Annotated in this window: 6 protein-coding genes; 2 read left to right on the plus strand and 4 right to left on the minus strand. The window is 70.7% G+C overall.

Translation table 11 applies throughout. The annotated features are described in order from the left end of the window. Nucleotides 1-1,001: dihydrolipoamide acetyltransferase family protein (locus tag FRW57_RS14065; RefSeq protein WP_162529364.1), on the plus strand; the 1,001-nt coding region annotated here is incomplete at its 5' end. 451 nt (nt 1,002-1,452) lie between these two features. Here FRW57_RS14065 and FRW57_RS14070 read toward each other — a convergent pair. From FRW57_RS14070 to FRW57_RS14085, 4 genes are all read right to left on the minus strand, one after another. After that, nucleotides 1,453-2,025, minus strand: a complete 573-nt coding sequence (locus FRW57_RS14070; RefSeq protein WP_152186278.1) for a protein kinase family protein — start codon at nt 2,023-2,025, stop codon at nt 1,453-1,455. Nucleotides 2,026-2,248: 223 nt separating this feature from the next. Then, nucleotides 2,249-4,285, minus strand: coding sequence for an MDR family MFS transporter (locus tag FRW57_RS14075; protein WP_137121906.1), 2,037 nt, complete (start codon nt 4,283-4,285; stop codon nt 2,249-2,251). After that, a complete protein-coding gene (locus FRW57_RS14080; protein ID WP_137121905.1) occupies nt 4,282-4,821 on the minus strand; it encodes a MarR family winged helix-turn-helix transcriptional regulator in 540 nt (179 codons plus the stop codon). Before FRW57_RS14080 ends, FRW57_RS14075 begins: the two co-directional genes overlap by 4 nt. A gap of 103 nt (nt 4,822-4,924) precedes the next feature. Beyond that, on the minus strand, nt 4,925-5,788 hold the full coding sequence (locus tag FRW57_RS14085) for a maleylpyruvate isomerase family mycothiol-dependent enzyme (RefSeq protein ID WP_152186279.1): 864 nt from the start codon (nt 5,786-5,788) through the stop codon (nt 4,925-4,927). A gap of 26 nt (nt 5,789-5,814) precedes the next feature. Here FRW57_RS14085 and FRW57_RS14090 point away from each other — a divergent pair. Next, nucleotides 5,815-7,822, plus strand: a 2,008-nt coding sequence (locus FRW57_RS14090; protein ID WP_152186280.1) for a bifunctional copper resistance protein CopD/cytochrome c oxidase assembly protein, incomplete at its 3' end; no start/stop codon positions are given.

The following is a 7,822-nucleotide window of genomic DNA, read 5'->3' on the forward strand; positions in this document are numbered from 1 at the left end:
CTCCCGAACCCGTCGCTGCCACCGGCGCAGGTTCGACGTCGCGCGCCGGGGCCGCGCCCGGCGCGGGAGTCGGAAACGGCGGACGGCCGTTGGCCAAGCCGCCGGTCCGCAAGTATGCCAAGGACCGTGGCGTGGATCTGGCCCAGGTCTCCGCTTCCGCCGGCGACGGCATCATCACCCGCGCTGACATCGACGCCTTCCTGGGTGGCGGTGGCGCCGAGGCGCCCGCGGCGGCGGGTGAGCCGGCTGACGGTGGTGCCGGCACGGCATACGCACCGCCGGTGTTCTCGCGCTCTGGCGAGCGGGAGGTGCGCATCCCCATCAAGGGCGTGCGCAAGATGACCGCACAGGCGATGGTCGGGTCGGCGTTCAGCGCGCCGCACGTCACCGAGTTCGTCACCGTCGACGTCACCCGCACGATGAAGCTCGTCGACCGCCTCGGCGACGACCGCGACTTCCGCGACGTCAGGGTGTCCCCGCTGCTCATCGTGGCGAAGGCCCTGTGCCTCGCGGTGCGTCGCAACCCGGGAATCAACGCGACCTGGGACGAGGCCGCGGGCGAGATCGTGCAGAAGAACTACGTCAATCTCGGCATCGCGGCGGCGACCCCCCGCGGGTTGATCGTGCCCAACATCAAGGACGCCGACCAGATGTCGCTGCGGCAGCTCGCCGACGCGATGGCCGACCTGGTGTCGACGGCGCGGGCCGGGCGCACCCAGCCCGCAGCGCAGAGCGGCGGCACGATCACGATCACCAACGTCGGGGTCTTCGGCGTCGACAACGGCACGCCGATCATCAACCCCGGGGAGTCGGCGATCCTGTGCTTCGGCGCGATTCGCAAGATGCCGTGGGTCGTCGGCAACAAGGTGAAGCCGCGGTGGGTGACCCAGCTGTCGGTCGCCTTCGACCACCGCCTGGTCGACGGAGATCTCGGGTCGCGGTTCCTCGCCGACGTGGCGGCGGTGCTCGAGGACCCAAGCAAGGCACTCGTCTGGGCCTGATCTCTCCCCTCCCCTCCTCCCGCTAATTGCTGGCGAAGGGCGTCACCGATGACGCCCTTCCCCAGCAACAGGTGAGCGGGCACCACCGTCCACAGGTGGATGCGTGGCCCTGCTGTGTGGTCGTGCCCGCCGCCACGCTGTCGGCATGGTTGATGTCCGAGGCGATCCGGCCAGTCCCAGTCCCGGTCCCGCTCGTTGCTGGGAGAAGGGGTCGCCGACGACGCCTTCTCTCAGCAACAACGACGAGGGGCGCACGTCGCGGACGGTCAGGCGAGCCGCGGTCGTCGAGGCCGTCGAGGCGCTCGCCATGACCCAGGGCGGTGTCGTGTCCCGTGCGCAGGCACGCGCGCTCGGCGCCGGGAAGGCTCGGGTGCGCACCGAACGTCGGTGCGGTCGCTGGGCAGTGTCCGGGCGAAACACCGTCGTGACCCACCGCGGCGAACTCGCGCAGTCAGGGCAGTGGTGGCAGGCGGTGTTCGAGGTCGGCGCGGGCGCTGTGCTCGACGGGGCCACCGCGCTCGCCGCCGCCGGACTGTGTGGGTATGACGAGTCGCTGCACCTGAGCGTGCAACATGGCCGCGACCCGCACCGCCTCCCCGAGCTGCGGGTGCACGAGGTGATGGCGTGGCACGAGGAGGACATCGTGCGGGTCGGGATCCCGCGGGTGAAGCCGATCGTGGCAGCGGTCCGCGCCGCCGCCTGGGCGCACACCGATCGGCAGGCCGCGCTGATCCTGTTGATGACCAGCCAGCAACGCCTCGCTCGGCCCGTCGACCTGCTCGCGTATGCCGAGTCGCGCCTGCGCTTGTCCCGTCGCCGGGTCATCGAGGCGGTACTGCGGGACGCCGCGTCGGGGGTGCAGGCGCTCGGTGAGCTCGACTTCGCGCGGCTGCGCCGCAAACGCGGCCTGCCCGAGCCGAGCCGGCAGGTCGTGCGTCGTCGACCGGGCGGCCGTGCCTACCTCGACGTGGAGTGGGAGGAATACGGCGTGGTCGTCGAGGTCGACGGTGTACAGCACGAGCAACCGCTGAACCGCCTCGACGACGCGCTGCGCCAGAACGACGTCGTCATGGGCCGGCGCGTGGTGTTGCGGATCCCCAACCTCGGGCTGGATCCTGCAGGAGGATCGGTTCCTGGATCAGGTCAGGCAGGTGCTGCGCTCCCGCGGCGCCCCCCTCGACCCGCGGCCTCGCGTTGTTGCTGGGGGAGGGCGTCATCGATGACGCCCTCCCCCGGCAACTTCGGGGTCAGGCGCGGTGACGGCCGGTGGGTTGGCCGCTCAGGTCGCGCCCAGCCGCCCGGGCCTCGACTCGGCGCAGGGCAGCCAGGACGAGCTCAGACGCGGCTCGACCGTCGCCGTCCGCGCCGTCGCCGTTCTTGGCGTCTCCGGACGCTGCCGCGCCGGCGGGCGCGGTCAGCTCGGCGATCGCGTGGCGCCCCGGCCCGTGTCCATCCTCGGAGGGCGAAGAGTCCGCGTCGCCGTGCGCGTCGGGGCCCTGCATACCAGGGGAGGGCGGTGCCATCGGCGCATTCGGCCCGGCCCCCGCTCCCTCTGAGCCGTGCACGTCATGGTCGGCCTGTGCCGCCGCCTCGGCCGCGGCGGCACGCTCCGCGGCGGCGGCCTGCATTCCGGACTGGGTCCGCAGCTCGATCCGTGGCAGGAAGAGCAGCACGATGAACCCGAGCACCACGACGAGGGCGCCGATGAGGAAGACGAGGTCCATCGCGTCGGAGAAGCCGACCCGGAAGGGGTACGCCAGCGCGTCGGGCAGCTTGCCCAGCACGGATGAGTCGTTGAGGATCCCCGTGCCACCGGCACCGCCCCCGCCCCCGCCCTGCCCGGCGTGGGTCAGCGCCTTGACGAAGTTCGCGGTCTGCGGATCCTGCATCAGCTTCGGGTCGTGCAGCGCCTGCTGGAAGGCCGGCGTCGGCACGGCCTGCTGGAGCGCGCCCTGGATCTTGGATCCGGCCGAGCTGAACAGGATCGACAGGAAGATGGCGACCCCGAGGGTGCCGCCCATCTGGCGGAAGAACGTCGCCGAGCTGGTGGCCATGCCGATCTCCCGAGGCGCCACCGCGTTCTGCACGATCAGCGTGAGTGGCTGCATCGTGTTGCCGAGCCCGAGGCCGAAGACGAGCATGAAGGCCATCACGACCACGAGCGAGGTGTCGGCCCTGACCCGCCACAGGAGCAGGAGCCCGATGACCATGATCGCGGCGCCAAGGACCGGGAAGATGCGAACCTTCCCGGTGCGCGAGATCAGCTGGCCCGAGACGATCGAGCTGATCATGATGCCGAGCACCAGCGGCAGCATCATGAAACCGGACGACATCGGGGTGGCCTGGTGCACGATCTGCAGGTACAGCGGGATCGACATGATGCCGCCGAACATGCCGAGCCCGACGATCACGCTTCCGACGATGGTGATGGTGATGGCCCGGTTGTTGAAGATGCGCAACGGGATCAGGGCCTCTTCCTGCATCCGGTGCTCCGCCGCCACGAACAGCCCGACGCCGATCACGCCGACCACGTAGCAGGCCAGAGCCGTGCCGGAGCCCCAGCCCCAGGTGCGACCCTGCTCGGCCACGACCAACAGCGGCACGAGCGCGACGATCAGCGAGGCGGCGCCCCACCAGTCGATCCGGTGGTCGTGACGGACGTGGTGCAGGTGGAGGGTCTTGCCCACGACGAGCAGGGCGGCGATCCCGATCGGCACGTTGACCAGGAAGACCCAGCGCCAGCCGGTGATGCCGAGGATCGACGACGAGCCGGCGAAGAAGCCGCCCACGATCGGGCCGAGCACGCTCGAGGTGCCGAAGACCGCGAGGAAGTAGCCCTGGTATTTCGCCCGCTCACGCGGCGAGACGATGTCGCCGATGATCGCGAGCGCCAACGACATCAGCCCGCCTGCACCGATTCCCTGCAGGGCGCGGAAGCCGGCGAGCATGTACATCGAGGTCGCGAAGGAGCACAGCGCCGAGCCGACCACGAAGATGCTGATCGCCGAGATGAAGAAGCCCTTGCGGCCGTAGATGTCGGACAGCTTGCCCCACAGCGGCGTCGCGATGGTCGAGGTGATCAGGTATGCCGTGGTCACCCAGGCCTGGTTGTCCAGCCCGTGCAGGTCGTCCGCGATGACCCGGATCGCCGTGCCCACGATGGTCTGGTCCAGAGCGGCCAGGAACATCCCCATCATCAGGCCGACGAAGATGGTGAGGATCTGCCGGTGGGTGAAGACGCCGTCCTGCGGTGGTGCGGTGGCCGGTGGCGCAGTGGTGGTCATCGGGCGAGCTCCTCGTCGGTGGGGGTGGCAGCGGGGGTTTCGTCGGCGGTGGCGACTCGGGCACCGGTGGAGTCGACGGCTGAGGCCATGAACCGCTGGCGCTCGCGGTCGCAGGCCGTCGTGAGACGGTCGACACTCCGGGCGAAGGCGACCACGTCGGCGTGGTCCCAGTCCTGCAGCAGGTACGAGAACCACTCGGCCCGCTGCTCCTTCAGCCGTTGCACCAGCTCCTGACCCTCGGCGGTGAGCGACAGCATCCAGACGCGGCCGTCGTCGGGGTCCTGCACCTTGCCGAGCAGGCCGAGCTCGGCCAGCGCCGAGGTCTGCCGGCTCACGGTGGACACGTCCGAGTGGACGGCGTCAGCCAGGCGGGAGACCCGCTGAGGTCCCTCCACGAGCGTGAACATGATCGGGTAGGCCGCGCTCTCGATGGCGGGGTGCGGCCGCGGGGCATGGGTGCGGATGCTCTTCATCAGCTTCATGAGCCGGATCAGGCTCACGCTCAACTGGCCGGCTTCGGCGACGTTCACGGGCATGGTGGACAGTCCTTGTAGTTGGTTGCAACATACAAGTATTAACGCCGGGCCCCACCCGGCGCAAATTCACCGGACGAGCGGATCCGCTCGGGGCAGCGCCGGCTCAGAACGTGACGACGATCGCGTCCAACACCCGCCGGGCGACCTCTTCGTCGCCGGTGACCTGGTAGGCCGTGTCCGCCGCGGACACCCGGCCTGCGGCACGGCGGGTGAGCGCATCGGTGGACAGGGACAGACTGGTCGTGGGCCCGTCTTCACCGGGCACGTCGTCCTCGACACGTTCGCCGGTGAACAGCTTGTGCCCCCAGGGCCGCCCGTCGGCGCCCGCCTCGACGCGAACTCCCGTCCGGGCGAGGATCGGGCCGCTCACGTCGATGATCACGATGGTGCCGAGCTCGAGCCCGGCCCGCCGGGCGACCAGCATCGGCAGTGCGTCGAACAGCGAGCGCAGGAAGACCGTCGCCGCGGGGGAGTCGAGGTTGCCGGGCCGGGCCAGGGCCTGGCGGATGTCTTGCTCGTGCACCCAGACGTCGATGGAGCGCAGCCGCAGCACCTCGGCGGCCTCGGCGGGCCCGAACGGCCCGGGGATGATGCTCTCCTCGGAGAGCCCGGGACTGTTCAGCGTGGCGAACCGCCCGGCGAGCACGTGGTCGAGCTCGGCCACGATGTCGGGGCCCGGCCGTCCGCGCCGCAGCTGCACCGACTCCTCGATGCGTCGGCCGACCTCCCCCTTGACGTGTGCGTAGTCCGGCACCGCGACCTCCGGCTCACGTACCCCCTCGAGCCGCGATTCGATGCCGGTGATGTGCGACAGCTGGTCCTTGACCGTCCACCCCGGGCACTGGGTCTCGCGCTCGAAGTCGGCGTCGCGGCAGCCGTGACCCAGGTCGAGGACGGCCTGCGCCGTCTGGCTGAAGGCCTGGACCAGGCCGCGCAGGTCCTGAGGTGGCGCCGGGTGCATGGGCATGGGCCCACCCTACTTAGGCTGGTGCCATGTCCACACGGCCCTCTGTCGCCCGCGCGCCCGCCGGGCCTGCACGGGGCATCCTGGTGGCCGCCGCCCTGGTGGCACTGGTCGTCGCGGTCCCTGCTGCGCTGTTCACCGGCGCCACGGCCACGCTCGACCTCGGCGACACGGGGGCGGTGGTGCGGTGGGGTCTACCGCTGGTGCGCGCGGTGCACGATCTCTCGATGGCCGCCACCATCGGGCTGTTGCTCATGGCCGGCATGATCGTGCCGGAGGCGCCCAGGACCTCCCGGCGCATCACCGCAACCCGGTATGCCGCGGGCGCGGCTGCCGTGTGGTTCGTCACCGCGGTCGTCGGGCTGGTCCTGTCCTTCTCCGACCTGTCGAGCGTGCGGATGAGTGACCCGGGCTTCCTGGAGCAGTTCAAGGCGTTCGTCTGGCAGCTGGACATCCTGCGGGTCGGTGCGATCAGCGCCGGTGTCGCGCTCGTCGTGGCCGCAGGTGCCTCGTTCACCCGCACCCGCACGGGCATGACCTGGCTGTTCTTCCTCAGCCTGCTCGGCGTGCTGCCGCTGGCCCTGGCCGGCCACGCCGCCGGGTCCACCGGCCACGACGCCGCGGTCAACTCCCTCGCGTTCCACCTGGTCGGGGTGAGCCTGTGGGTCGGCGGCCTGATCGCCCTGCTCGTGCTGCGGCCCCTGCTCGGCAAGGGGCTGGCGGTGAGCGTGGCCCGCTACTCGACGCTGGCCGGGTGGTGCTTCGCCTTCGTCGCGCTGTCCGGCATCCTCAACGCGGCGATCCGGCTCGGTGGCTTCGGTGGGCTCTGGACGACATACGGCGGCCTTGTCATCGGCAAGTCCGTCTGCCTCCTGCTGCTAGGCGCGGCCGGCTGGCGGCAGCGTCGGGTCGTCGTGGAACGGCTGCGTGACGACCCCCTGGCCAGGCGCGCCTTCGCCCGGCTGGCCACCGTCGAGGTCGTCATCATGAGCGCGGCCATCGGCATGGCGACGGTGCTGGCCCGCAGCGCACCGCCCGTCGCCGAGACGCCACCGCAGAACGCCGACGCGGCCTATTCCCTCACCGGCTACTACGCCCCCCCGCAGCTGACCGCGGCACGGTGGGTCACGACATACCGCACGGAATGGCTGTTCACCACCGTCGCGGTCGTTGCGATCGGTCTCTACCTCGCGGGCGTGGTGCGGTTGCACCGGCGTGGCGACCGCTGGCCGGTGATGCGCACCGTGTCGTGGATCGCCGGGTGGCTGGTCTTCCTCTACGCCGTCGACGGAGCGCCGGGGGTCTACGGCCACGTGCTGTTCTCCATGCACATGACCATGCACATGATCATCTCCATGGGCGCGCCGATGCTGCTGGTGATCGCGGCCCCGGTCACGCTCGCGTTGCGCACCCTGCACGCCCGCAAGGACAAGACCTTCGGGCCGCGCGAGCTGGTCCTCGCGGTGGTGCACTCGAGATACCTGCGGGCGGTCGCCAACCCGGTCGTGGCGGCGCTGATCTTCTTCCTCGGCCTGATCGTCTTCTACTACTCGCCGCTGTTCGAGCTGGCGCTGCGCACCCACACGGGGCACGTGCTGATGGTCACGCACTTCATGCTGGCCGGCTACCTCTTCGCCTGGGTGCTCATCGGCGTCGACCCCGGCCCCAAGAGGTGGCCGCCGTCGCTGCGCCTCCTGGTGCTCTTCGCGACCCTGTCCTTCCACGCCTTCTTCGGTGTCGCCCTGATGACCGGGTCCTCGCTGCTGGCGCCGGACTTCTTCAACACCCTGCACCTGTCGTGGATGACCAACCCGATCGGCGACCAGCAGAAGGGCGGCGGCATCGCCTGGGGCGTCGGCGAGCTCCCCACGATGCTGCTCGCGCTCATCGTCTGCGTGCAGTGGATGCGCTCGGAGGCGGCCACGGCGAAACGGCGCGACCGGCAGGCGGAGCGCGACGACGACGCCGAGCTGCGTGCCTACAACGCCCAGCTCGCCGCCTTGGCCGGGCGGGGCCCGGTGACCGAGCGCTCGACCA

This window comes from Segeticoccus rhizosphaerae (assembly GCF_009192725.1).
Taxonomy (GTDB): Bacteria; Actinomycetota; Actinomycetes; order Actinomycetales; family Dermatophilaceae; genus Segeticoccus; species Segeticoccus rhizosphaerae.

Excerpts from the sequence above, each read along its gene's own strand:
- FRW57_RS14075 (WP_137121906.1), bottom strand. The coding sequence starts at position 4,285 with ATGACCACCACTGCGCCACCGGCCACCGCACCACCGCAGGACGGCGTC.
- FRW57_RS14080 (WP_137121905.1), bottom strand. The coding sequence starts at position 4,821 with ATGCCCGTGAACGTCGCCGAAGCCGGCCAGTTGAGCGTGAGCCTGATC.
- FRW57_RS14085 (WP_152186279.1), bottom strand. The coding sequence starts at position 5,788 with ATGCCCATGCACCCGGCGCCACCTCAGGACCTGCGCGGCCTGGTCCAG.